A 250-nucleotide genomic window follows, 5' to 3' on the forward strand; every position below is an offset into this window, starting at 1 on the left:
CTTCAGACCAGCACAAGGTAATCAGTAGCGATTACGCAGACCAGGCGGCACGCTGGGCGGCGCGACAGGCTCCCAAGGGCCATCCGGCCGTCCAGCGCAGAGCCAATCCCCATCCCACCGGTAGTACAACCGCTCGCGGTAGTAGAGGTCACGCCCTTCCACAACATACACGCCCAGGCGGTTATCCCAATGCGCAGCCACGTGTGGCGGCGGGGCATACCGAGGATGGCTCTTCTGGGTTGTTGGGGCG

1 pseudogene is annotated in these 250 nt (G+C 64.0%); it reads right to left on the minus strand.

What is annotated here, in order from left to right:
- Positions 1–21 precede the first annotated feature (21 nt).
- Positions 22–250: pseudogene (locus AAEZ09_RS28825) on the minus strand (hypothetical protein); the annotation flags it as partial.

The sequence above is a fragment of the Pseudomonas sp. 65/3-MNA-CIBAN-0223 genome (genome assembly GCF_040310425.1).
Taxonomy (GTDB): Bacteria; Pseudomonadota; Gammaproteobacteria; order Pseudomonadales; family Pseudomonadaceae; genus Aquipseudomonas; species Aquipseudomonas gregormendelii.